The 22977-nt window shown below is 64.3% G+C and carries 23 protein-coding genes and 1 tRNA gene; 3 read left to right on the top strand and 21 right to left on the bottom strand.

The window, feature by feature from the left end; genetic code table 11:
• Window positions 1-2: 2 nt before the first annotated feature.
• From ntrC to ccsA, 3 genes are all read right to left on the bottom strand, one after another.
• Window positions 3-1445, bottom strand: a complete 1443-nt coding sequence (gene ntrC / locus IPK66_10145) for a nitrogen regulation protein NR(I) (protein ID MBK8175596.1) — start codon at window positions 1443-1445, stop codon at window positions 3-5.
• Window positions 1442-2560 carry a PAS domain-containing protein gene (locus IPK66_10140; protein MBK8175595.1) on the bottom strand — a complete coding sequence of 373 codons (1119 nt, stop codon included), beginning with the start codon at window positions 2558-2560 and terminating at the stop codon, window positions 1442-1444. Before IPK66_10140 ends, ntrC begins: the two co-directional genes overlap by 4 nt.
• Window positions 2561-2871: 311 nt before the next feature.
• Entirely contained in the window at window positions 2872-3663 is a 792-nt protein-coding gene (gene ccsA / locus IPK66_10135) for a cytochrome c biogenesis protein CcsA (GenBank protein ID MBK8175594.1), read from the bottom strand.
• 168 nt (window positions 3664-3831) lie between these two features.
• On the opposite strand from ccsA, the gene IPK66_10130 reads away from it, so the two are divergent.
• A complete protein-coding gene (locus IPK66_10130) occupies window positions 3832-5010 on the top strand; it encodes a bifunctional 2-C-methyl-D-erythritol 4-phosphate cytidylyltransferase/2-C-methyl-D-erythritol 2,4-cyclodiphosphate synthase (GenBank protein MBK8175593.1) in 1179 nt (392 codons plus the stop codon).
• A 44-nt stretch (window positions 5011-5054) separates the two neighbouring features.
• Here the strand turns inward: IPK66_10130 and IPK66_10125 are convergent, their stop codons facing one another.
• The 9 genes from IPK66_10125 to IPK66_10085 form a co-directional block, all read right to left on the bottom strand.
• A complete protein-coding gene (locus IPK66_10125; GenBank protein ID MBK8175592.1) occupies window positions 5055-5210 on the bottom strand; it encodes a hypothetical protein in 156 nt (51 codons plus the stop codon).
• A gap of 61 nt (window positions 5211-5271) precedes the next feature.
• Entirely contained in the window at window positions 5272-5601 is a 330-nt protein-coding gene (locus IPK66_10120) for a divalent-cation tolerance protein CutA (GenBank protein ID MBK8175591.1), read from the bottom strand.
• Window positions 5602-6138: 537 nt separating this feature from the next.
• Window positions 6139-6215: transfer RNA gene (locus IPK66_10115), tRNA-Pro, on the bottom strand.
• A 537-nt stretch (window positions 6216-6752) separates the two neighbouring features.
• Window positions 6753-7223 carry a MerR family transcriptional regulator gene (locus IPK66_10110; protein MBK8175590.1) on the bottom strand — a complete coding sequence of 157 codons (471 nt, stop codon included), beginning with the start codon at window positions 7221-7223 and terminating at the stop codon, window positions 6753-6755.
• A gap of 41 nt (window positions 7224-7264) precedes the next feature.
• Window positions 7265-7579, bottom strand: coding sequence for an integration host factor subunit alpha (locus IPK66_10105; protein MBK8175589.1), 315 nt, complete (start codon window positions 7577-7579; stop codon window positions 7265-7267).
• 122 nt (window positions 7580-7701) lie between these two features.
• Entirely contained in the window at window positions 7702-8715 is a 1014-nt protein-coding gene (locus IPK66_10100) for a ketoacyl-ACP synthase III (GenBank protein ID MBK8175588.1), read from the bottom strand.
• The gene (gene plsX / locus IPK66_10095) at window positions 8715-9731 is read right to left on the bottom strand and encodes a phosphate acyltransferase PlsX (GenBank protein ID MBK8175587.1); all 1017 of its coding nucleotides are present in this window, start codon (window positions 9729-9731) and stop codon (window positions 8715-8717) included. The genes IPK66_10100 and plsX overlap by 1 nt, the downstream gene beginning before the upstream one ends.
• 324 nt (window positions 9732-10055) lie before the next feature.
• Window positions 10056-10658 carry a DUF177 domain-containing protein gene (locus IPK66_10090; protein ID MBK8175586.1) on the bottom strand — a complete coding sequence of 201 codons (603 nt, stop codon included), beginning with the start codon at window positions 10656-10658 and terminating at the stop codon, window positions 10056-10058.
• The gene (locus IPK66_10085; protein ID MBK8175585.1) at window positions 10651-11214 is read right to left on the bottom strand and encodes a ubiquinol-cytochrome C chaperone family protein; all 564 of its coding nucleotides are present in this window, start codon (window positions 11212-11214) and stop codon (window positions 10651-10653) included. The genes IPK66_10090 and IPK66_10085 overlap by 8 nt, the downstream gene beginning before the upstream one ends.
• Before the next feature lie 146 nt (window positions 11215-11360).
• On the opposite strand from IPK66_10085, the gene IPK66_10080 reads away from it, so the two are divergent.
• Together IPK66_10080 and IPK66_10075 are read left to right on the top strand one after the other, a co-directional pair.
• Window positions 11361-11870, top strand: a complete 510-nt coding sequence (locus IPK66_10080) for an outer membrane protein assembly factor BamE (GenBank protein ID MBK8175584.1) — start codon at window positions 11361-11363, stop codon at window positions 11868-11870.
• 251 nt (window positions 11871-12121) lie between these two features.
• Complete coding sequence (locus IPK66_10075; GenBank protein ID MBK8175583.1) at window positions 12122-14368, top strand: alkaline phosphatase D family protein; 2247 nt, start codon at window positions 12122-12124, stop codon at window positions 14366-14368.
• Between the two features lie 84 nt (window positions 14369-14452).
• Here IPK66_10075 and IPK66_10070 read toward each other — a convergent pair whose 3' ends face one another.
• The 9 genes from IPK66_10070 to IPK66_10030 all read right to left on the bottom strand — a co-directional run bounded on the left by IPK66_10070 (window position 14453) and on the right by IPK66_10030 (window position 22736).
• On the bottom strand, window positions 14453-16555 hold the full coding sequence (locus IPK66_10070; protein MBK8175582.1) for a sodium-translocating pyrophosphatase: 2103 nt from the start codon (window positions 16553-16555) through the stop codon (window positions 14453-14455).
• 240 nt (window positions 16556-16795) lie between these two features.
• On the bottom strand, window positions 16796-17842 hold the full coding sequence (gene thiL / locus IPK66_10065) for a thiamine-phosphate kinase (protein MBK8175581.1): 1047 nt from the start codon (window positions 17840-17842) through the stop codon (window positions 16796-16798).
• Window positions 17829-18332: a transcription antitermination factor NusB gene (gene nusB / locus IPK66_10060; protein MBK8175580.1), complete on the bottom strand. Its 504-nt coding sequence runs from the start codon at window positions 18330-18332 to the stop codon at window positions 17829-17831. The genes thiL and nusB overlap by 14 nt, the downstream gene beginning before the upstream one ends.
• Entirely contained in the window at window positions 18329-18787 is a 459-nt protein-coding gene (gene ribH / locus IPK66_10055) for a 6,7-dimethyl-8-ribityllumazine synthase (protein ID MBK8175579.1), read from the bottom strand. The genes nusB and ribH overlap by 4 nt, the downstream gene beginning before the upstream one ends.
• A complete protein-coding gene (gene ribB / locus IPK66_10050) occupies window positions 18784-19941 on the bottom strand; it encodes a 3,4-dihydroxy-2-butanone-4-phosphate synthase (protein MBK8175578.1) in 1158 nt (385 codons plus the stop codon). Before ribB ends, ribH begins: the two co-directional genes overlap by 4 nt.
• Window positions 19913-20500 (bottom strand): riboflavin synthase, encoded by a 588-nt coding sequence (locus tag IPK66_10045; GenBank protein MBK8175577.1) that lies wholly within the window; start codon window positions 20498-20500, stop codon window positions 19913-19915. The genes ribB and IPK66_10045 overlap by 29 nt, the downstream gene beginning before the upstream one ends.
• 177 nt (window positions 20501-20677) lie before the next feature.
• The gene (locus IPK66_10040) at window positions 20678-21100 is read right to left on the bottom strand and encodes a DsrE family protein (GenBank protein ID MBK8175576.1); all 423 of its coding nucleotides are present in this window, start codon (window positions 21098-21100) and stop codon (window positions 20678-20680) included.
• Window positions 21101-21148: 48 nt separating this feature from the next.
• On the bottom strand, window positions 21149-22291 hold the full coding sequence (locus tag IPK66_10035; GenBank protein ID MBK8175575.1) for a transporter: 1143 nt from the start codon (window positions 22289-22291) through the stop codon (window positions 21149-21151).
• Between the two features lie 49 nt (window positions 22292-22340).
• Window positions 22341-22736 carry a hypothetical protein gene (locus IPK66_10030; protein MBK8175574.1) on the bottom strand — a complete coding sequence of 132 codons (396 nt, stop codon included), beginning with the start codon at window positions 22734-22736 and terminating at the stop codon, window positions 22341-22343.
• Window positions 22737-22977 lie beyond the last annotated feature (241 nt).

Below are 22977 nucleotides of genomic sequence, written 5' to 3'. Positions count from 1 at the left end.
GATCAACGTATGTGTCCTCTTACCACCGGAATGTTCAGCTCGCGGATCTTCTTGCGCAGCGTGTTGCGGTTGAGCCCGAGAACCTCGGCGGCGCGAATCTGATTGCCGCGTGTCGCGTCAAGCGTCAACGCAATCAGCGGCTTTTCGACCTCGCGGATCACCCGGTCGAACAGACCCGGTGCCGGCAGGGCTTCGCCATGGGCGGAAAAATAGCTGCGCAAGTGCCGCTCCACCGAGCTTCCCAACCCATCCGCTTCCGGCTCGGATGATGCTGGCGAGGTATCGGCGAGTTCCGCTTCGATCACGTCGACGCCGATTACTTCCTCAGAATATAACGCCGCGAGGCGGCGCACGAGATTCTCAACCTCGCGGACATTGCCTGGCCAACGGTAGCCTTTCAGCCTCTCCATAGCCGCCGTGTCGAGCATCTTCGGCGGCAATCCCTCGTTGGCCGCGCGACCCATGAAGTGGCGGACCAGCTCGGGAATGTCCACCGTCCGCTCGCGCAGCGGCGGCAGGCGGATCGGCACGACGTTAAGGCGGAAATAGAGGTCTTCGCGAAACAGTCCCTGGGCGATGAGTTGGCGCAGGTCGTGATGGGTGGCGGCAACGATGCGCACATTGGCGCGAATCGGCGTTCGCCCGCCGACCGTCGTGTACTCGCCCTCCTGCAGCACGCGCAGCAGCCGCGTCTGCGCTTCCGGCGGCATGTCGCCGATCTCGTCGAGGAACAGCGTGCCGCCCTCGGCCTGCTCGAAGCGGCCGGCGCTGCGGTGGGTCGCGCCGGTAAACGCGCCCTTCTCGTGACCGAACAACTCGCTTTCGATCAGCTCGCGCGGTATCGCCGCCATGTTGATGGCGATGAACGGCCCGGCGCGACGCTTGCCGTAGTCGTGTAATGCCCGGGCGACCAGCTCCTTGCCGGTACCGGACTCGCCATTGATCAGCACTGTAAGGTCGGTGACCATCAGCCGGGCAAGGGTCCGGTAGATCTCCTGCATCGCCGGCGATCGGCCGATTAGCGGCAGTTTTTCTTCTGGTGCCTCGCTATCGCCCGCCATGGCCGCCGGCTGTTTGCGCGGAACTTCCAGCGCCCGCCGCACGACCGAAGTCAGCTCGTTCAGATCGAACGGCTTCGGCAGATATTCGAAGGCGCCGCGCTCGGTCGCCTTGACGGCGGTCAGAAGCGTGCTCTGCGCGCTCATCACGATCACCCGCAGTTCCGGGCGGATCTTACGGATGCGCGGGATCAGATCGAGTCCGTTCTCGTCCGGCATGACGACGTCGGTGATAACGACATCCCCCTGCCCGTCCGAAACCCACCGCCACAAGGTGGTGGCATTGCTGGTCACGCGGACCTGATAGCCGGCCCGCTCGAGCGCCTGGCCGATAACGGTGCGAATTCCGGCGTCGTCGTCGGCGACGAGCACGGTCGACGTGGTCACGAGGCATCCTCCGCGGGCGAATACATGGGAAGCATCACACGGAACACCGTCCGCTTGGGCTCACTCTCGAACTCGATCACACCTCCGTGATCGCCGATAATCTTGGCGACCATCGCCAGGCCCAGGCCGCTGCCTTTCGGCTTGGAGGTCACGAACGGCTCGAACAGGTGCGGCTTCAGGTCTTCCTCGATTCCCTCTCCATTGTCCTGGATGGAAACCATCAGCGGCAGATGCATTCGCGCGTAGGCCCCGGCCACGGCAAAGCGAACACCGTGCCAATAGGCGGTGGTGATCGTCACTTCGCCACCGTCGTATGGGGCCGCCTCGGCGGCGTTCTTAATCAGATTCAAGAACACCTGCACGAGTTGATCGTGGTTGCCATGCACCGCCGGAAGGGAGGGATCGAAGCCCTCGACGAAACGCAGATGTTGGCCGAAACTGTTTTCCGCAAGCGTGCGAACGCGCACGAGCACTTCGTGAATGTTCACCGCCTCGCGCTGCAGCGGCGCACCAGTCGAAAAGACCTCCATCCGATCGACGAGACTGCAGACCCGGTCGGTCTCATCGCGGATCAGGCGGGTGAGCGACAGATCTTCCTGACGCACGCTTTGCTCGAGCAGTTGCGCCGCGCCGCGAATACCGGCCAGCGGGTTCTTGACCTCGTGCGCCAGCATCGCCGCCATGGCGCCGACCGAACGGGCGGCGCCACGGTGGGTCAACTGACGGTCGATCTTGGCTGCAAGCGAGCGCTCCTGCATCGAGACGACGACGGCATCGAGTTCGGGGAGGGCCGAGGCCTGCACGTTGACGACGTGATGGCCGATCCTGGGACTGGCCAGCGTGACCTGATACTCGACGACCGAGCTGCCGGCGGCGCACTGACTGATCAGCGAAAACAGCGGGCTATCCGCCGGGATCAGCTGATCAAGGCGCTGGCCGCGCAGATTGCCGGCACTGTTTTGGAAAAACTGTTCGCCCGCGTTGTTGACGTAAATGATTCTGACGTCCGCATCGACGCAGACCACGACCGAGGCCATGACATTCAAGATCAGATCGGGATCAATATCAGGTCGGCGCGGTGGCTTGCGCAGTTTGAACACTCCCTTGTTGATCATCTATTTTTTTCCAATGCTACTCGGCAACGCGCATCGACGCGCGGCAATTTGACCCGATGCCCTTCGTCGATGGCGATTGGCTGTCCGCCGCGATCCTCGCATCGTCATTTCGACACGGCGACGCCCGCCGCCAGGGCGGTGCGCTGCGCGAGCGCGGAAACCACGAAATCGTCGAGACAGTGTGCGAACAGTTGCCGAGCATTCGCCGACGTTGTTGTGCCCATTAGATAGGCAGTATTCCAGCAAATCAACCCCTAATGCCTTCGCATCAGGCATGCGGCGGGCGCCGAGCAGATCGGCGCCAAAACCGGCTAGGCAAGCAAGACGTCGGTGACGAATTTCACCCCTGGATAGCCCAAGGTGAGGAGAAGATAGCCGAGCAGGATCAGGCGTGCCGCGCGCTTGCCGCGGATGCCCGCCCAGCGGTGGGCGATCAGCAGGGCGCCGATGACGACGAACGCGGCGACGGTCAGAACGATCTTATGGTTGAACAAGAGAATTTCGCCGCTCTCCCGGTAGAGAAGCCCCATGCCGGTGGCCAAGCCCATCGCCAGCACCGCCTCGCCGTATTGCAGCAAGGTGAATTGCAGCGAATCGCAGTCAGCGATCGACGGCAACGAGCGGCTGACGACCGTCGAGCGCTTGCGCTTGAGCGTGCGCTCCTGGAGGAACGCGGCGAAGGCGGCGACGGCGGCGATCGTAACCAGCCCATAGGTGACGACCGCGGTGGCGATATGGATATCGACCCAGGCACGCGCGTCCGCCCCCGCCTGCATCGGACCGCCGCCGGCGTTGTGCCAGACGACGGCGCCAAGCCCCAGCAGCAGCATGTAGCCGGCGAGCAGCGGCGCCAGCCGCCACGCCTGACGAAACGTCGCGGCCACGACCGCATAGAGCGTCATCGTTGCGGCGATGGTCACCCAAAGCGTCGCCGCGAGCCCGGTCTGCCAAGCGGTGGAACTGTGCACCAGCACCCACAACACCGGGCCGGCAATCCCGACGGCAAAGGACGCCCAAAAGACGGCATCGCGCTCGGCCCGGCCACGGAACCCCTGGGCAACGGCGGGAACGATCGACGAAAGCGCAACGAAACTCAGCCACATGACGGTATGCCCTCGCCGCCGCCGGCGTCGTTGCGGCGGCCCGCTGGCAGCATCTCCTTGCACCACGTGCTTGGCAAGGCGTCTCGATGCCTTTAGCGTCGGCTTATCCGCGTGCCGCGCCCCGCCAACCCCAATCTTCAGCGCGATAGATCAACGAGAAGAGGTCCGATGTCGGCCAGTGTCGCTCTCATCGTCGCCGCCGGCCGCGGCAGCCGCCTCGGGCCGGGAATGCCCAAGCAATACCGCCGTCTCGCCGGCGTGCCCATCCTGCGCCGTGCCGCAATGCCGTTTCTCGACCATCCGCGCATCGACGCCGTGCGGGTGGTCATCCATGCCGACGATGCGCACGCATACGCCGACGCGGTCGCGGATCTTGCGCTGCTGCCGCCGGTCACCGGCGGCGCCACTCGTCAGGATTCGGTCCGCCTCGGACTGGAGAGTTTCGCCGCGGTATCGCCGGCGCGCGTGCTCATTCACGACGCGGCGCGGGCGTTCGTCGACGCCGCGACGATCGGCCGGGTGATCGACGCGCTCGACGACTTCGACGGTGCCATTCCGGCCCTGCCGGTGATCGATACGCTCAAGCGCGCCGGTGATGGCGATGGTGACGGCGGGGCGGTGCGCATCGGCGGCACCGTCGAGCGCGCCGGGCTGTGGCGCGCGCAAACCCCCCAGGGCTTTCGCTTCCCGGCGTTGCTCGCCGCGCACCGGCGCTGCGCCGGCCTGGCACTGACCGACGACGCCGCGGTGGGCGAACATGCCGGCCTCAGAATCGTCATGGTCCCTGGACACGAGGACAATCTCAAGGTGACGACCGAAGAAGATTTGCAGCGCGGCGCGCGCCTGATCGAGAGCACCTTCGAGACCCGCACCGCCTCGGGGTTTGACGTGCACCGCTTCGGTGACGGCGACGCGGTCATGCTGTGCGGCGTGACGGTGCCGCACAGCCACGGCCTGCTCGGCCACTCGGACGCCGACGTCGGCCTGCACGCGCTCACCGATGCACTGCTCGGCACCATCGCCGCCGGCGATATCGGCAGCCACTTCCCACCGAGCGAGCCGCGCTGGCGCGGCGCGCCGTCCGAGGTGTTTCTCCGCCTTGCCGCCGAACTGATCGCGGCGGCAAGCGGTGCGATCGTCAACGTCGACGTCACCTTGATCTGCGAGCGTCCCAAGGTCGGCCCACACCGCGAGGCGATGCGGGCGCGCATCGCCGAGATTCTCGCCATCCCAACGACGCGAGTGAGCGTGAAGGCGACGACGACCGAGGAACTCGGCTTCACCGGCCGCCGAGAAGGCATCGCCGCCCAGGCCAGCGCCAGCGTGCGCCTGCCGCGCGCCGACTGAGGCTCTCCCCTCAGGCCACGTACTGATCAAGATCCGCGGGCCGCTCAGGCAAAGATGAAATCGTCCGCGCTTGGATGATTGGAAGCGTACGTAAGGGTAACTTTGATCGCCAGATCACCCGCGTCGACAACGCCATTGTCGCTCAGGTCGGCATAGGCCTGCGTGCCGTCGGCGGCTGTATTAACCCGGATAAGGCTCACGACCGTGTCCCCCCTCTGTCGCCCAATCCCAGGGAACCATAGCAGGCGGCGCGACGGGGTGCTAGCCGCGCGCCGCCCCGCTCGTCTCCGCGGCGATCCACGCGAGGTAATCGGGGTTGCCGTCGGCGATCGGTAGCGCGACGACGCACGGGCAATCGTAGGAATGCAGCTCGACCGCCCGGGCAATCACCATCGGCAGGCGCTCACGGGTGGACTTGAGAATCAGCACCGCTTCGTCACCTTCGTTCAGCTTACCCTGCCACCAATAGATGGAGTGCACGCCGTCCAGTACGTTAGCGCTCGGGGACAGTCGCTCTTCGACGAGGGTGCGGCCGATGGCGAGTGCCTCTTTGCGCGTTCCCACGGTGACGTAAACGAGCATCGCCGTCATCCCCGCACCATCCTTGCCACCCCTGCTGCCCGGCATAGCTGGGCTGGCGGCGCGCACGAAAAAAGAGGGTCCGCGATAATCGCGGACCCTCTGAGTTTTCCGGGTCTCTGAGGGGGCAACGCGGCGGCCCGTCACCGGGATGGATGAACAGGCGGAGGGTAGGGAACACCCTGGTTGCCGCGTATTATTAAGCAATGCGTGTGCCAACATATCACATGACCGATGATTGGCCGGGAAATCAGCCCTCGTGCCGGGTGATGTGCCGCGGCTATTGATAGCGGCGGCAAGATGACCAGCGTCGTGCGCGGACCGTTGCCACCAACGCCGCGCCGTCGCGTGTCGCGTCTGCGGAGGCCCCCGCCTCCCCTGCCCGCCGGCGATCGCGGCGGTGATAGCGAATATGGCAATTGCCGTGCACTTGTGCAGTGAAGGCGACGCGCGCGCACTTCGCCGTTCACGCGCTGACTTTCTCTCGCCCGGAATGCCGAAAATCAGGCGGCACCAACAGCTTGGCGCTCGACGCCGTTGTGGCGCCCATGGTCGGAGCGGCCGGACTCGAACCGGCGACCCCTAGACCCCCAGTCTAGTGCGCTACCAGGCTGCGCCACGCTCCGCCACGGCCGGGACTATACAGGCTGTTTTGATGCCGAAGCAACCGCACCCGCGTGCCGACGACGGGTAAGGCCGAAATTCCCCGGCTGCGGCTCACGGCTTTGGCACATTTCCGGTTTTCGCTTACGACCGGGCGCTCTACTGTGCCTTGATGCCTACGATCGGCGGATCGCCGCCGCACTCGGCAACCGCGGGAGGATGAGGGGGGCAAACGGACGATGTTGCGCTGGAGAGCGGCTGCGGGATGCGCTGTGCTCGCTTTAATCGCCACCGGTTGTTCACCGGATGAACCCTATTCGCCAGGGTACATGTACGCGCCCTGGCAGTGCGTCGTCACCGACAGTGACGGTCAGCTGTACGCTGCGAACGATACGATGGCACCGGCGGCCCTTGATGCGGCTTTGTCCGATTGCGCGATTACGTCGCGCGACCCGACGAGCTGCCAGCAGCGTGGCTGCAACCAGGAACACTGATCCGGCGAGTTCCCTCGTTTTTTCCAGGAGGCAAGCACCCTCGCCCTGCCGTCGCGCGACTGCGCCTCAGGTCCCCGCCCTGCGCAGCAAGGCGCGCAGAGCCTCGAGGTCGTGAAGCAAAGCGCGCAGATCGGGTTTGCCGGACGCATCGTCGCCTGCGCCTCGCCCGCTCGCCGCCTCGCTGGCGGCCGGCTGATCCGCCGGCTCGTCGCTTTGTCCATCAACGTCCGCCGCCGATTCGCTCACTTTCGCCGCAGCGAAACGCTCGCCCGCACTCTCCGCCGTCACGGATTTGCCGACGCCTTCGCGCAGCAGCCGCTGGACGCCCTTGATGGTGTAGCCTTCGGTGTACAGCAGGCTGCGAATGCGGCGCAGCAGAACGACATCTTCCGGGCGATAATACCGCCGGCCGCCGCCGCGTTTCAGTGGCTTGATCTGGGTAAACTTGCTTTCCCAAAAGCGCAGGACATGCGCCGGCAGATCCAGTTCGCTTGCGACTTCAGCGATCGTCCGAAACGCCGTCGGCGATTTGGTGATGCCGCGGGCGGAAACGGGCTCCGGTGCGCCAGCGGCCACGATCACCTCGCCATGCTGTCCCGTCGACCCTCGTTGATGCGCGACTTCAGCACCTGTGACGGCCGGAAGACGAGTACCCGGCGCGGCAGGATGGGCACCTCCTCGCCGGTCTTCGGATTGCGGCCGATCCGCCGGCCCTTCTGACGGATGGAGAAGCTGCCGAACGAGGACAGCTTGACCGTATCGCCATCGGCCAGCGCCTTGGTGATCTCCGAGAGAACGGATTCAAGCAAATCCGCCGATTCGTTGCGCGAGAGTCCGACTTCCTGATAGATCGCCTCGCTGAGATAGGCACGGGTAATCGTTTTTCCGGTCATTGCCGATGAAGCCTCTGCCCTATGTCGCGAGCGCGCTTAATTCATACGGTAGAATGCAGTCTCTTTCAATGAGATATGAGGTTTGCCTCAGGTGACGTTGCGATTACCGATGCACCGCTCTCTTACCAGCGGGCGAGAACGGCACCCCACGTCAGGCCGCCACCGATCGCCTCCATGAGGACGAGGTGGCCGCGTTTGAGGCGGCCATCTTGAATCGCCACGTCAAGTGCGAGCGGAATGGAGGCCGCAGAGGTATTGGCGTGGATGTCGACGGTGGCGATGACCCGCTCGCGCGGCATCCCCAGCTTGCGGGCGACGCCGTCGAGGATACGGATATTGGCCTGATGCGGCACCAGCCAGTCGACATCGGCGATGCCGAGGCCGTTGGCAGCGAGCGCCTCTTCAGCGACGGCGCATAGACTGGCGACGGCATGGCGGAAGACTTCCTTGCCCGACATCCGCAGCTTACCCACGGTCTGCGTCGAGGACGGACCACCGTCGACATAAAGGATGTCGCGGTAGCGGCCGTCGGAATGCAGGTGGGTCGATAAGATCCCGCTCTGGCGACTCGCCGCCGTATCGCCGCCTCCGTCGCCCTCGCTACCGTCCTTGCGCCGATCACGTGCCTGCAGAACCACTGCGCCGGCGCCGTCACCGAAAAGCACGCACGTGCCTCGGTCATTCCAGTCAAGGATGCGCGAATAGGTCTCGGCACCGATGACCAATGCGGTCGACGCCTGACCGGCGCGGATGAAGTTGTCGGCGGTAGCAAGAGCAAAGATGAACCCGGAACAGACGGCCTGGACGTCGAACGCAGCGCCGTTGGTCATCCCCAGCTTTGCCTGTACCCGCGTCGCCGTTGCGGGAAAGGTATCGTCCGGCGTGGACGTGGCGACGAGGACGAGATCAACCTCGCGGGCATCGATCTGGGCGGCGGCGAGCGCCCTTTGCGCCGCGCGCGTCGCCAGATCGGAGGTCACCTCGCCATCGGCGGCGATGTGCCGCTGGCAAATGCCGGTCCGCGCGACGATCCAGTCATCCGTCGTTTCTAGCTGGCGCGACAACTCGGCATTGTCGACGATCCGCTCGGGCAGATAGGAACCCGAGCCGGCGATGTGTGCATGAATGGTCGTCATTATCCTGCCGCGATTTTCGGATCGACCGGAGTTCCGGACGAAAGATAGGCAAAATCCTGTTTGATGCCCTCGTTGACGCCGTCAGAAACGAGGTCAACCGCGGCGCGGATGGCGTTCGAAAACCCGAATGAATCGGTTCCGCCATGGCTCTTGACGCAGATCCCGTTGAGCCCGAGGAACATCGCCCCGTCGTAGACCCGCGGGTCGACCCGTGCCCGCATGGCGCGCAGGGCCGGACCGGCCAGCAGGGCGCCGAGGCGAGCGATCGGCGAGCTCGTCAACGCTCGTTTGAGAAATTCCGCGTAAAGGCGCGCGGTTCCTTCCGCCGTCTTCAGCGCGATATTGCCGGTAAAGCCGTCGGTGACGACGACGTCGACCGTGCCCTTGGCGATGTCATCCCCTTCGACGAACCCGTGGAAGCGGATGGCAAGCGTGCTCGACTGCAAGATCGCTGCGGCCTTGCGCACCGAATCGTTGCCCTTGAGGTCTTCCTCACCAACGTTGAGGATGCCAACCGAGGGATTCTTCAGCTTGAGGACGTTGCGGGCGAACACCTCGCCCATGACGGCGAACTCCACAAGGTTCTTCGCGTCGCAGGAGACGTTTGCGCCGAGATCGAGCAGTACGGTACGGCCGTTTATGCTGGGAAAGACCGAGGCGATCGCCGGGCGATCGACGCCCGGGAGCGTCTTGAAGACAAATTTCGCCATGGCCATCAACGCGCCGGTGTTACCGGCGGAGACGATGCCGTCGGCGTCGCCTGCGGCCACCGAATCGATTGCCTGGCGCATGCTCGAATTCCGCCCGGAGCGCAGCGCCACCGAGGGCTTCTCGCTTCCAAGCACGACGTCGGACGCATGCCGCATCTCGACGAACGCGCGCAATCGACGGAATTTGTTCATCAGCGGCGAGATCTCGTCGGTGCGGCCGAAGACCAAAAAGCGCACGTTCTTCAGGCGATGGATCGCCCGGTTCATCCCCTCGATCACCATCCGCGGCGCGTGGTCGCCACCCATGGCATCAACGGCGATCGTCACCGGCCGGGAAGGAGACCACGTCACTCCGGGCACGCCAGCCCCACGCCGAAGCCGGAGTGATGACGAAAACGAAAGCCGGCCAAAGCAGGCCGGTTACGGAGGCCGTGCGGGCAACGCATGGAATTTTTCATTAGTCTGCGAACCTGGATGTGACGTCGCTGCTCGCGCGCACCGAAAGAATGCGCGCTCGGCCGATCGATTCCGGTCAAGGGTCGTAAACGACGACACACGGCCTCAGCGCGGTCGACGCAACGACGGGCCTACTTATACAAATTCTTAGTTGTGCACAAGAGCTTACCGTAGTCACCCTCGACCTTTGCGCCAATTGGCGAGATGCTCGAGCGGGCTTGGGGTCGTATCCGGTACCTCGCAATCGCAACCTGTAAACACCGCGCCCGGTTTTCGCGGATAAGGATCGAGTTCGATCGCAAGTTGTTCGGCGAGAGCGTCGCCGACGTCGAGGCTGTCCCCGGTCAGCGGTTCGGCGTAAAGCTCGCTCGACGCCTCGATGAACGCTTCGCCGTCGCCTATGTCCGCCTGCGCTGCGTCGGCTAGGCCATCCTGCCAGACGTCGGTCGCGTCCGCGGAATAAAGACGCGCAAACCATACCTCGATGAGAGCCTCAATGGGATCGAGCGTGACCACGCACGTCTGCACGACGTCCGCGCTCAGCCGGCCCTCGAGCCGGACGCACCGACCGTCGGCCTCCGGCTTCAACGTGCCGTACGCCTGCAGACGGTTCACCGCTTCAATGCCATAGCGCCGGGAAAGCGCCCGTCGCTCCTCGACATTCGCTTCGATTTCGAACGTTCGACCTGCGGATGGAAGGTCGTGCACCGGGATCCGCCGACAGAATTCACTCGTCTGATGATGCTGCTTGTGTCGCTCTTCGGATGTCCTATGCATCGCGGGCCTCAACCGGTTGAATTGCCGGGGCATCGAATCGCAGGCGACCGGCGAGCAGCGCATCGAGCGGCTCCGCGTCGAGCCGTTCCGCTTCCCGCCGCAGGTAGGTGGCGACGGCAGCCACCTGCCCGTCTTCGAAATTCGCCTTGCGATAAAGGTTGCGGCATAGCGCCGTCTTCAGGTCATCGCCATTTTCCGCCGTCAGCGCTCGATCGTAGGCGGCGAGGCGGCCGTAAAAGCCCTTTGCCATCGCCTTGATTCGCTTACCGACAGCGAGATCGCCCACGCCCATTTCCCGCAGATTCTGATCCATGTCCGCGAACATCAGGTCAAACAGCGCCTGCGACAGCGCCCGCGTCCGCGATGGCATGCGATGAAGCCGGCGCATCACCAGCACGGTGTGGGCGACGATCAAGTCAAACCGCCCGTCCGGGGTGTCCGGCACACCGTGCGTAGCGTAAAATTCCGGAAGGCGCGACTGCCGGACGATCGCCCGGTAGAGCGCGTGCGCCGCGGATTTTTCCGCCCGCCGATGAAACACCCCGAGCAGTCTCATCGCCTCCGATCCGGTTCTGTTGTTTGGCCGCGGATACATCAGGCGATCAGCGGTTTCCGAAAGCCTTCGATCGCCGCTATAATGCCGCTCGGCCGCCCACGTCTCGTGGCGATCATATCTGATTACTTTCGGATTCCTGGTGACAAATGGCAAGCCCTCCTGTTCTGATTCGGCGGCTGACGCGGAGCCTGTCCGTCCTCGCCCTCGCCGCTGCATCGATGACGATGGGCGCCTGCGCGCCGCAATTCGATACCCACGGCGACCACATCGAAGCGGATCGCATTGCGCAGATCCATCCGGGGGTGCAAAGGCGGGACGACGTGCAGCAGGTGCTCGGCTCCCCCTCCAGCGTCTCGGCCTTCGGCGAGGAGACGTGGTATTACATCAGTGACGTCGTCGAACGACGATCGTTCTTCAACCGGGAGGTTGTCGACCGGCAGGTCGTCAGCATCCGATTCGATCCCCAAGGCGTGGTTGGGCAGCTCGACGTCTTCGGTCTCGAGCGAGGACGGGAGGTCGAGGTCGTCGATCGCGAGACGCCGAGCTTTGGTGAATCGCCGAATTTCCTGGATCAGATCATCGGCAATCTCGGCCGCTTCAATCGCGACGAATCGGCGGGAGCTCCCGGCGGCCGCACGACTCGCCCGGGGAGCTGAGCCGCCCGCCGGTGGACGGCCCGCCGAGCGCATCGCCCCCAAGCATGAGCTCCGCGCAAGGGCGCATCAAAGAGGGCGTCACCGGACCGCATTGGGGCAGCTTTTTGGCCTCCGGCAGTAAGAAGGCCACGACCCTCTCACATAATTGGACGTCCGTTAAAACGTCATCCAGCAGTCAAGCGTTCGTCACCGTCTCCGGCTAAATACCCCGTTTGACGACCATTGATGGTCATAAAAGGGGGAAATCCGTGATGAGGGGAACGCGCCGCGAGTTTTTGGAGACCATCGTCGTCGCTGCGGGAACGCTGTGTCTTGCCCCCGTCGCATCCGCCACCAGTTGGCCTGGAGCGGAGCCATTCGACATCTTTCCGCAAGGCGTTGCCTCCGGAGATCCGAAGCCGACGAGTATTATCTTATGGACCCGCACCCAACTTCCAGTCGAGCATGTCGACTCGCTCCCACCGTTTCCCGTGCGCGTCCAGCTTGCCCACACACCGCGGTTCGCCGAGCAGGACTTGGTTGTCGACGCGTCCGTCGACGCCTTGAGCCGTAACGGCCGGTGCGTGCGTGTCAAGATCACCGGGCTCAGCCCCCGTCAGACGTATTTTTATCGATTTCTAGCCTTCGACGGCTTGGCCCGCTCCAGGGTTGGCCGCACCCGGACCGCGCCAGCGCCGCATGCAGCGACGCCCGTCCGGTTCGCCTACGCCAACTGCCAGGACTTTGTCGGACGATGGTTCAACAGCTACCTGCCGCTGTTGACGCGTGAATACAACGATCTGGATTTTCTCGTTCACCTCGGGGACTTCATCTACGAGACGACCGGCGACCCCCGCTACGCGCACCCGACATCGCAGCGTTCCGTCCACTTCGACGACGCGGCGGGCGCCATCCGTCTGGGAGAAGCGGACGCTCCCTACCTCGCCGCGCGGACCCTCTCGAATTACCGCCAGCTCCACCGTCACTACCGCTCGGACCGTATCCTCCAGCGGGTGCTGGCACGATTTCCGCTCGTTGCCATTTGGGACGACCACGAATTCAGCGACGACAGCTGGCGCACGACATCGACCTACTTCGAAGGCCGCAAGCCGGAGTCCGATCCGGAACGTCTGCGCAACGCCGAGCGCGCATGGCTCGAATACATGCCGATCGACGACGCCCCGGATGAGCCCCGGCTCGCCGAAATTATCGATACCGCCCCCGATCGCCTCTATCCCAACGTCCGCATCTGGCGCGGCCTGAGGTTCGGACGCACGGTCAACCTGACGCTCACCGACTATCGCAGCTTCCGTTCCGACCACCTGATTCCCGAAGATGGATTTCCTGCTGAAATAATCGCCACAGAAGATCACTTGCGCACAGTTTTTGCGCAGTTTGGATATGATTTCACCGCGACCGCCAGCGGATTGCAGCCCTATGTCGCGTGGACGTCGATTCCACCGCAGTCGCGGCTGGCTTTGCAGGCGGCTCTGAGCCGCGAATACGCGCAAGCGGGCTATGTTGGAGACGCGGCGGCGAAGGCCAGCGCCGTGTTGACCGGCAACCTCGCCGTTCCCTTTCTCAATCGCCGCCTGGCGGCGATGGGACTGGCAATCCTGGCGATGGACGGGCTGCCGTTGGGCCTGAGCTATGAGGTACTGGGTAAGGTCGAGCTGTTTTCGACCTTCGGTTCGCGCTACGCCGTCAACCAGAAGTGGTTCGACCTGCTCGCCGTTCTGCGCACGGCGGCGGCACAGGTCGCCTACGGCGAACAACAGACCGCATTCCTGCGCGAAAGCCTCGAGGCCGCCGCGCACCATGGATGGAACATCGTCGCCAACTCGACCTCCAATACCTCGATGATCCTCGACCTCGCCCAGCAGTTCGAGGACCAGCCTGAATTCAAGACGCTACCTCAGGAGCTGCAGACGATCCTGACGTTGTTCCGTGCCTCGCCCCTGGGCGCCCGTCTCAAGCTCAACGTCGACAAGTGGGATGGTTTTCCGCTCCGCCGCGAGCAGTTGCTGAGATTCTACCGCCGGCTCGGCAACGTCGTGCTGATCGCGGGCGACATTCACGCCAGCTGGGTCACCGATCACTCCAACGCCGACGGCCCGCTCGTGGAATTCACCGGCCCGGCGATTTCGTCGAGCAGCCTTGGCGAGTTCATCTTGCGCGCGATCGCCGCCGGCGTGGACTCTCTCGGGTTGCCGGCGAGCGTTCCGGACACGCTGGCACGGCTGTTTCCGGATCTCGTCACGGCGCTGCACGCCTTTGTCTTCGATCGCGCCGCCGAGAGCCCGTTCTTCGACGTGCAGCAGGAAGTCATCTTCGCCGACGTCGTGCGCAACGGCGTCGTCGTCTGCGAGGCGAATGGCGAGACGTTTACGACAACCTACTGGCTGCTGCCCACCGACGACGTCGCCGTCAGCTACTACAGTGATCAGGCGAGCCTGCTCGCCAAGTTCGAGCGCCGTCAATTCCGCGTGAGCAAATCGGACGGACTGCAGGCCATCTGACCCTACACCAAAGAAAAACCCCACAACCTTGAATGGTTGCGGGGCCTTCTTGGTGTAATGCTGCGCGTCTCGCGCGGGCGAACGTCAGCTATGGGCGAGCATGGCCAGGAGCAGCAGGGCCACGATGTTGGTGATCTTGATCATCGGGTTGACCGCGGGACCGGCGGTGTCCTTATAGGGATCACCGACCGTATCGCCGGTCACCGCCGCCTTGTGCGCTTCCGAGCCCTTGCCACCGTGATGGCCGTCCTCGATGTATTTCTTGGCGTTGTCCCAAGCGCCACCGCCGGCGGTCATGGAGACCGCGACGAACAGGCCGGTGACGATAACACCCATCAGCATCGCCCCCAGCGTCGAGAACGCCGCTGACTTGCCAGCGATCATCAAGATGATGACGAACAGCACGATCGGCGCCAGCACCGGAAACAGCGAGGGAATGATCATCTCCTTGATCGCCGCCCGGGTCAGCATGTCGACACAGCGGCCGTACTCCGGCTTGCCGCTGCCGTCCATGATCCCGGGAATTTCCTTGAACTGACGGCGAACCTCGACGACCACGGACCCCGCCGCGCGCCCGACCGCCATCATTCCCATCGCACCGAACAGGTAAGGCAGCATGCCGCCGACGAACAGGCCGACGACGACGAACGGGTTGGACAGGGAGAAATCGACGATGACGCCGGCAAAATAGGGGTAAAGGTTGGGGTTGCTGCTGAAGAAATGTAGGTCCTGGGTATAGGCGGCGAACAGCACCAGGGCACCCAGGCCGGCGGAGCCGATGGCGTAACCCTTGGTCACCGCCTTCGTCGTGTTGCCGACGGCGTCGAGCGCGTCGGTGGTCTTGCGCACGCCCTCGTCGAGGTCGGCCATCTGGGCGATGCCGCCAGCGTTATCGGTGACGGGCCCATAGGCGTCGAGCGCCACGACCATGCCGGCGAGCGCCAGCATTGCGGTTACGGCGATGGCGATGCCGAACAGCCCCGCGAGCAGGTAGGTGATAATGATCGCGGCGCAGATGATCAGCGCCGGCAGTGCCGTCGCCTCCATCGAGATCGCTAGGCCCTGGATGATGTTGGTCGCATGTCCGGTGCGCGAAGCATCCGCGATGCCCTTGACCGGGCGATAGTCGGTCCCCGTATAGTATTCGGTAACCCAGATCAGCAAGCCGGTGACGACGAGCCCGACCAGGCCGCACAAGAACAGGGTAAATCCGGTGAAGGTCTTTCCGGCAACGGTTAATTCCGTGCCAAGGCCGATGACGATGGCGGTTATGGGCAAAAGAGCGACGGCGGACAAAACCGCAGATCCGACGAAGCCCTTATAAAGCGCACCCATGATGCTGTTCGAAGCACCCAGCCGCACGAACTTGGTCGAAGCGATGGACGACAGAATGCAGACGGCACCGATGGCCAGCGGATAGAGCATGACGTCCGCCATGACCGACTGACCGTAGAAAAAGATCGAGCCCAGAACCATCGTCGCGACGATGGTGACCACGTACGTCTCGAACAGGTCGGCCGCCATGCCGGCGCAGTCACCGACGTTGTCGCCGACGTTATCGGCGATGACCGCCGGATTTCGCGGATCGTCCTCGGGAATTCCTGCTTCGACCTTGCCGACGAGGTCAGCACCGACGTCGGCGCCCTTGGTAAAGATGCCGCCACCAAGACGGGCAAAGATCGAGATCAGGGATGCGCCAAAACCCAGCGAGACCAGGGGATCAATCAGTTCCCGGCCGGTCGCGCCGATGATCAGCAAGAAGAAGTAGTAGATGGCGACCGCAAGCAGCGCGAGACCGGCAACGAGCATGCCGGTGACCGCGCCCGCCTTGAAGGAAATCTCCAGGCCGCGATCGAGACCCTGCCGCGAGCCTTCCGCCACCCGTACGTTCGAGCGTACCGAGATGTTCATGCCGGCGTAGCCGGCGGCACCGGAAAGGCAGGCGCCGATCAGGTAGCCCAAGGCCACCTTCCAGCCGAAGACGAAGAGAAGAACGACCGCGACGCCAGCCCCGACCATGCCGATCGTGCGGTACTGGCGATTGAGGTACGCGGCGGCGCCCTCCTGAACCGCGTTGGAAATCTGCCGCATCCGGTCCGTGCCGGTCGGGCAAGCCATAATCGTGCGACTGGTCAGCGCTCCGTAGGCGAGCGCCGCGAGCCCACAGAGAAGTATGAAGATATACATGGACGGCCCCTTTTTTCGTTTTACATCCGCCTGGGGTCCGAACCCTCCCTCCCCAGGCAGGTCTGCGTTGCCCTATCTGCAGGCACTGGCCTGAACATGCCAGATGCACTTGAGTGCTGCAACCGTTGCATGGTGCATTGCAACACGAAAGTGCGCTTCTGGTTCAAAGGGCGGTGGTGGGGATTTAGCAACGGCCAATCTGGTAGGCAACGCGCCTGCGAATCGCGCGGGCAGGAATGTTTAAAAGTGGCTCCAGCCACCCCGCTCCACCGCCACCGGCTCGCCGTTGGCATCCTGCACGGCGACCGGGCAACCGCCGCTTGGCCCGCCCAGGGCGGGCGCTTCGATTCGGCCGATGGCATGCACGCGAACGCCGGCCTTGCGCGCGGCATCCTCGACCGCCGATGCCTGATCGGAAGACGCGGTGAAGACGAGTTCGTAGTCGTCACCGCCGGTCAGCAATACCGGCAGCAGATCGGCATCAGCGGCGAGCAAGGCCCTACCAGCCGGGGAAAAAGGAACCCGCTTGGCCTCGATGATCGCATAGACGCCGGACGCCCGGCAGATATGCCCGAGATCGGCGATCAGCCCGTCGGAAACGTCGGCGCAGCCGCCTGCCACGCCGGCCAGCGCCCGGCCGAGCGCGACGCGCGGACGGGGAGTGCGATAGCGGGTGATCGCCGGCGCGATGAGTTCGTCCGGCAAACCCGCGACATGATTGGCTTTGGCGCCTTGCCCCAGCGCGCCAAAGCCAAGGGCGCCCAACCCGAGCACGCCGTCACCGATGATTCCGGAAACGTAGACGGCATCGCCCGGCCTTGCGCCCGAGCGGCGCAGCGCGCAACCCGGCTCGACGGTGCCGAACGCGGTGACGGACAGTGCAAGCGGGCCCGGCGTGGCCACGGTATCGCCGCCGGCGAGAACGATGCCGTAGTCCTCCTGCATCGCTCGCAATCCGGTGGTAAAGCCGACAAGCCAGCGGTCGAGCTGGTCCATCGGCCACGTGCGGGGAAAGGCGGCCGTCAGCACGTAGGCACGCGGCGCGGCACCCATCGCCGCGAGGTCCGAGATGTTCACCGCCAGCACCTTGGCGCCGACACTCTCCGGCGGATCGGCGGAGAGAAAATGAACGTCCGCGATCAGCGCGTCGGCGGTGACGACCACTTCGTGCCCTGCGGCGATCGCCAGCACCGCTGCATCATCGGTTAGGTCGAACGCCCCCGGTTCACTCGCGGCAAGCGGCGCGAAGTGGTGGGCAATCAGCGAAAACTCGTCAAGTCCCGCCATGGCCGGCACCACTCGGGACATCCTGAGTCCCGGCGCGCATCTGTGCCGCGATCCGATCAAGGACCGCGTTCACCAGGCCCGGCTCCTTGCCGGAAAAAAATTCGTGGGCGATTTCGACGTACTCGTTGATGACGACGCCGACCGGCACGTCCGGCTGCGCCGCAAGCTCGTAGGCGCCGGAGCGCAGGATAGCCTGCAGCAGGATCTCGAGCCGGTCCATCGTCCAGCCCTGCGACAGCGCCGCGCCAACGGCGACGTCGATTTCGCCGCGCCGCGCCACCACGCCCTCGACCAGGCCCTGCAGGAAGGCCCGGTCCGGCGGTGTGCCCGGTTTCGTCTGATCAACAGACGACCAGCGCCGCTCCACGAAGTCAGAGATCACCCGCTCGGCCGGATCACCCGAGACCTCGAGCGCGTAAAGCGCTTGCACCGCCGCCAGACGCGCGGCGCTGCGACGTTCGCGAAAGCTTGGACGCGCAGCCGGCGTCATGCCTCGCGCGCGCCCGCGCCGAGGCGCTTGAGCGCGATCATGCGAAGGCAGGCCTCGGCGGCGTCGGCTCCCTTGTTCTGACCGTTGATATCGGCGCGTTCGAACGCTTGCTCGTAGGTCTGGCAGGTGAGCACACCGAAGCCCAGCGCCACCTGCCGCTGAACTGACAGGTCCATCAGCGCACGGCTGACTTCCCGGCAGATGTGATCGTAGTGGTCGGTCTCGCCCCGGATGACACAGCCGAGCGCAACGAACCCGTCGTATGCGCCATCCTCGGCGCTGGCGCCAAGCGCGAAGGCGATCGCGGCCGGCAGCTCGAAGCAGCCGGGAACCGCCCGGCGCTCGATCACCGCACCGGCGCTGGCCAGCACGTGCAGGGCGCCGGTGACGAGCTGATCGGCGAGATCTTCGTAAAAACGAGCTTCGATAATCAAGACGCGCGGGGATGGAATCATGGGAGGACCGGTTTGGCGGGAATCGACTGCTGTCCTACGACCGACAGGCCATAGCCTTCAAGACCAATGATCGTTCGCCGGGTGTTGGACAGCAAGATCATGTCCTTCACTCCAAGATCGAGGAGGATCTGGGCGCCGACACCGTAGTCGCGCAGTTCCGAGCTGCTCTCCTCGCATCCTTGCACGCGGGCCCGCAGGCGGTCCGATACGGTGGTGGGATGATATTCGCGGATCAGCACGATAACGCCGCGGCCGGCCTCGCCAATCATCTGCATCGCCGCGTGCAGTTCGCCGGCCTTGCCGTGCTGCAAGTCGCCGAGGACGTCCTCAAGAACGTTCAGGGCGTGCATGCGCACGAGGATCGGACCGTCGGCGGCAATATCGCCCTTGACCAGCGCGACATGCTCGGCCGAGCCGGTGCGGCTGGTGAACACCAGCATGCGGAACGGCCCGCCGTAAAGGCTGTCGAGCCGGGCGTCGACGATGCGCTCGACGATACGATCGTAGCGCAAGCGGTGGGCGATCAGATCGGCGATGGTGGCGATCTTCAGTCCATGGAACTGGGCAAAGCGCAGCAGGTCGGGCGTGCGCGCCATCGTGCCGTCGTCGTTCATCACCTCGCAGATGACGCCCGAAGGGTTGAGACCCGCCAGCCGGGCGATATCGACGGCGGCCTCGGTGTGGCCGGCACGAACCAGGGAGCCGCCATCCCGCGCCTCGAGGGGGAAGACGTGACCGGGCGAGACGAGGTCATCCGGTCCCTTGGTCGTATCGATGGCGACCGCCACCGTGCGCGCCCGGTCGGAGGCGGATATCCCGGTGGTCACGCCGTCGCGCGCCTCAATCGAGACGGTAAATGCCGTCTGGTGGCGCGAGACGTTGCGCTGCGGCATCAGCGGCAGCTTGAGCTCGCTCACCCGCGCACGCGTCAGCGCTAGGCAGATCAGCCCACGACCATAGCGCGCCATGAAGTTGATCGCGGCGGGGGTCGCCATCTGTGCCGGTATAACAAGGTCGCCCTCGTTTTCCCGGTCTTCGTCATCGATCAGAATGAACATCCGCCCGTTGCGGGCGTCTTCGATGATGTCCTCGATGCTCGAGAGCTGCGGTGGCCGGTCCAAACGTTCATCCTTGTTCGAGGAGGCGCGCAACATATCGCGCCAGCATATCGATTTCCAGGTTCACGCGCGCACCGACCCGCGCCTCTCCCAATGTCGTGACCGCGAGCGTGTGCGGAATGATATTGACCCCGAAGCGGCCGCCGTCCACCGCGTTGACGTTCAGCGAGATGCCGTCAATGGCGATCGAGCCCTTCTGGGCGATAAAGCGGGCAAGCGGCGGCGGCGCTTCGAAAACAAAGCGTCGCGAGTCGCCCTCGGGCGTAATGGCGACGATGCGCCCGACGCCGTCGACGTGTCCCGAGACGAGATGGCCGCCGAGTTCGTCGCCCAGCTTGAGCGAACGCTCGAGGTTGACAGCGGTGCCCTCGCGCCAGTCGCCGAGAGTCGTGCATGACAGCGTCTCAGCCGAGGCCTGAACGGCGAACCAGCCGGCGGCGCGCTCGATCACCGTCAGGCAGACACCCGAGCAGGCGATCGAGGCGCCGATCGGGATACTGTCTTCGGTGAAGGCGGTGGCGATCTCGAAGCGCGTATCGCCCTCGGCGCGGACCAATCGCACCCGGCCAAGGTCGGTGATGATGCCTGTGAACATGCGCGCGTGCTGACCTTCTGGAAAACGCGAGGTGAATGCGAAGCCGCGATGTTGGGTGGCCAGCGGCGCGAACACAAGCCCCGATCGCGTCCCCCGATCGCGTCCCCCGATCGCGTCCCAGGCAGCCTGGGGCCGGGCCTGGGATGGTACCAGGCCCGGGGGCTCCAGCGATCGAGGTTACCAGGTGAGCGTTTTGGCGTCGTCCTTGAACAAGAGGCCGCTGGTCAGGTCCGGATTGCCGACCCTCGCCCCTTCGATCAAATCGCTTTCCCGGATTCCATAGTATTTCATGCACAACGGACAGACGATCACCGTCGCTCCCTTCGCCATCAGGTCCGCCAACGTCTTCCGCTGTGCGGCAAACTTGCCCGCGTGTTCTCTCGAGGCGATCAGCACACCCTTGTCGTTCAGCCAGATCGCCACCGGGTGTCCGCGCTCCAGCATCGCGCCGGAGAACGTCAACGCCATATCGGCCCGATGACCGTCCTCGGTCGTCAGGTTGACAAACAGTGAGCCGCGGGTGTCGGCAGCGGCCGGCGATCCCGCAAAGGCGGTGATCGTAATGAAGGCAATCAGCAGGTTGCGTAGCATCGTTCGCATTCCTTTTTCGTGAAGCTTAGGGTGAAGGTCCGTTGGATCGGCAAGCGCCTAGAACGTGAACGTCTTGCGGACGCCGGCGAAGACGGTCCATGCCTCCTTGAGCTGCGGTCCATTGACGTTCTGGTAAAGCGGCACGCTGACTTCCACACCGGGGTTGAGCCCCATGAGCGGACCGTCCGCGACCCGGTAATTGACCCCGAACCCGGCGCTGGTGTTCCAACCGCCGTAGTTGTTGGGATCGGCTGTCGGTGTCGGGCCGGTGACCCGGCTATCCTTGCCGTCGATGTCGCCGACATACGTCTGACTGAGCCGCGCCGAGATGCTGAACCCGAGGCCGAGACTGTAACCGCCCCAGGCTGTGGAAAACGCGCGATCGCCGAAGGTATACCCTTGGTCGTTCTCGCCCAGATTGATCTGGCCGAGCGCCTGCGCGCCCCAGTTCCATGATCCCCTCGCCCCCCAGTACGTCAGTCCGGGCAGAAGACCATAGGTCCCGGTGCCGAGTTGCATGCCGTACGGCAAGCGCATCTCCATGACCTGACCGTTGGCCATCAGCATGCGGCCCTTTTCGGTCGTCGAGCCCGTGGGGAAGCTTAGGCCGGCTTGCATGTGAACGTGATGGGTCTGGTCCTCATACAGTCGGTAAAGAGCACTCGCGGCAACATCGCCGATCCCGGACGTCTCGTTCTTCGAGGTTCCGAGCTCGGTGGTGCCGGTCATGCCGCTAAAGGTCACCATTTCCATCTGCTTGGTGACGTAGGGGAGCATGACCATAACGGAGAGATCGTCCGTCACGCCGGCCATCACGCCGAACATGTGCATGTCGACGGTCATGTTCTGCGGAGCGCTCCGCCATGTCAGAGGTTGCCCCGGTTTGCCGGCGTTATGGTTGCGCATCGTGGCGACGTCCTTAGGACTGAGGTCGTCGTCGCCGTCGGCCAATTGCGACATGTCCATGTGCATATAGCGGTACGTGAACATGATTTGGCCCGGCTTGTGCAGCCGGGTGCCGGCAAGGCCTGCAGGGTCAGGCGCAGAATGGAAAGGCATCATCCCCTGACCGTGCGTCAGAGGGTCATCCGATTGGGTCGACATGTTCGGCATCGAGGTATCTTCGGCGAATGCGGGATGCACAAGGCACACCCCCGCCGTTCCCGCCATAAGGCAGGTGCGCGCAGCAAACGAACGCATATCCTCTCCTCTCGAAGGGACAAGAATTGACGGAATTCTTGGGGGTCGCTCAGGAGAGGACGGGTGGCGCCCGCGAAAGGTGATCGAAACCGGCATATAAGCCGGCGATATCTCGGCTGGGATGGAAGTGCGGGAAGGTTGAGACGCCGCGATCGAAGGCTTCGGGAACGCAGTCAACTGGCGCTAACAGAAAGGCCGTCAGAATCCGGCAAAGCGGGCAGTCTTTCTTGGGCTTTTGCTTGCCATCGGGCGCGCCGGAAAACGGCTGATCCCCGGGGATAAGCTGGATGCCGTTCGCCGTGCAGACCTCGATCCCGCCTCGTTCGACGGCCGGGACCCAGAGCGGGGATAAACCGATGAAAACGTAGGTATAGAGCGCGAGAACCGCGCCCAGCCGTGCAAGCGGGTGCAGGCGAAGCGCATGGAGCAGGCCGCGGTGCTTCATCGGCCTTGGCGCCATGAACGGCCACCACCCGCAGAGCACGCAGCCTTCCCGACGATCGGCCGCCCTTGGTATTCGGTCCGCGAAGGGATCACGGCGCCGTTTTGAATGGGGCGCAGAACACTCCCCTTACCCCTTCCAGTCTCACTCTCGCACCGCGGTTGGATAACGATCGTTCCACCTGCCGTCAACCGGATGCGGCCAGGGTAATTCGATCTATTCAGCAGGTTAGGCCTCGTCTTGC

Source organism: Rhodospirillales bacterium (genome assembly GCA_016712595.1).
Classification (GTDB): domain Bacteria; phylum Pseudomonadota; class Alphaproteobacteria; order Rhodospirillales; family Defluviicoccaceae; genus Defluviicoccus.
Note: the sequence above shows the minus strand (reverse complement) of the source record. Positions and strands in the feature narration are given on the sequence as shown.

Coding starts and splice junctions, on each gene's coding strand:
- IPK66_10140 (MBK8175595.1), bottom strand. CDS start 2,560: ATGATCAACAAGGGAGTGTTCAAACTGCGCAAGCCACCGCGCCGACCT.
- ccsA (MBK8175594.1), bottom strand. CDS start 3,663: ATGTGGCTGAGTTTCGTTGCGCTTTCGTCGATCGTTCCCGCCGTTGCC.
- IPK66_10130 (MBK8175593.1), top strand. CDS start 3,832: ATGTCGGCCAGTGTCGCTCTCATCGTCGCCGCCGGCCGCGGCAGCCGC.
- IPK66_10120 (MBK8175591.1), bottom strand. CDS start 5,601: ATGACGGCGATGCTCGTTTACGTCACCGTGGGAACGCGCAAAGAGGCA.
- IPK66_10105 (MBK8175589.1), bottom strand. CDS start 7,579: ATGACCGGAAAAACGATTACCCGTGCCTATCTCAGCGAGGCGATCTAT.
- IPK66_10100 (MBK8175588.1), bottom strand. CDS start 8,715: ATGACGACCATTCATGCACACATCGCCGGCTCGGGTTCCTATCTGCCC.
- plsX (MBK8175587.1), bottom strand. CDS start 9,731: ATGGGTGGCGACCACGCGCCGCGGATGGTGATCGAGGGGATGAACCGG.
- IPK66_10090 (MBK8175586.1), bottom strand. CDS start 10,658: ATGCATAGGACATCCGAAGAGCGACACAAGCAGCATCATCAGACGAGT.
- IPK66_10085 (MBK8175585.1), bottom strand. CDS start 11,214: ATGAGACTGCTCGGGGTGTTTCATCGGCGGGCGGAAAAATCCGCGGCG.
- IPK66_10080 (MBK8175584.1), top strand. CDS start 11,361: ATGGCAAGCCCTCCTGTTCTGATTCGGCGGCTGACGCGGAGCCTGTCC.
- IPK66_10075 (MBK8175583.1), top strand. CDS start 12,122: ATGAGGGGAACGCGCCGCGAGTTTTTGGAGACCATCGTCGTCGCTGCG.
- IPK66_10070 (MBK8175582.1), bottom strand. CDS start 16,555: ATGTATATCTTCATACTTCTCTGTGGGCTCGCGGCGCTCGCCTACGGA.
- thiL (MBK8175581.1), bottom strand. CDS start 17,842: ATGGCGGGACTTGACGAGTTTTCGCTGATTGCCCACCACTTCGCGCCG.
- nusB (MBK8175580.1), bottom strand. CDS start 18,332: ATGACGCCGGCTGCGCGTCCAAGCTTTCGCGAACGTCGCAGCGCCGCG.
- ribH (MBK8175579.1), bottom strand. CDS start 18,787: ATGATTCCATCCCCGCGCGTCTTGATTATCGAAGCTCGTTTTTACGAA.
- ribB (MBK8175578.1), bottom strand. CDS start 19,941: ATGTTGCGCGCCTCCTCGAACAAGGATGAACGTTTGGACCGGCCACCG.
- IPK66_10045 (MBK8175577.1), bottom strand. CDS start 20,500: ATGTTCACAGGCATCATCACCGACCTTGGCCGGGTGCGATTGGTCCGC.
- IPK66_10040 (MBK8175576.1), bottom strand. CDS start 21,100: ATGCGAACGATGCTACGCAACCTGCTGATTGCCTTCATTACGATCACC.
- IPK66_10035 (MBK8175575.1), bottom strand. CDS start 22,291: ATGCGTTCGTTTGCTGCGCGCACCTGCCTTATGGCGGGAACGGCGGGG.
- IPK66_10030 (MBK8175574.1), bottom strand. CDS start 22,736: ATGAAGCACCGCGGCCTGCTCCATGCGCTTCGCCTGCACCCGCTTGCA.